Annotated in this window: 1 protein-coding gene; it reads right to left on the reverse strand. The window is 43.2% G+C overall.

Annotated elements, in window-relative coordinates; genetic code table 11:
* Nucleotides 1-153: 153 nt before the first annotated feature.
* Nucleotides 154-258 (reverse strand): hypothetical protein, encoded by a 105-nt coding sequence (locus LKX83_RS32580; protein WP_370639178.1) that lies wholly within the window; start codon nucleotides 256-258, stop codon nucleotides 154-156.
* Nucleotides 259-264: the final 6 nt, after the last annotated feature.

Consider the following 264-nt stretch of genomic DNA (forward strand, 5'->3'; position numbering starts at 1 on the left):
CTACGTCCGCATTATAAATCTCACGGGTAATTACATTGACGAAATAACCGTTTCGCAGAACAATGTCCGCATATTGATTTTCATCAAGTAACGTATCAATCAGCTGCCGCCACTGCATGACCTGTTTCAATGTCTTTGTACGTATGCTCATATTCAACCTCCGCGATCAATCTCCATATTATCAATAATTCCAACGATGGCTGCATCGATTGGAGCCTGATTGTTGCGGACTGCTCTTGACGCCATGCTCCCTGTCACATAAAT

Source organism: Cohnella baijiui (assembly GCF_020731285.1).
Taxonomy (GTDB): Bacteria; Bacillota; Bacilli; order Paenibacillales; family Paenibacillaceae; genus Cohnella.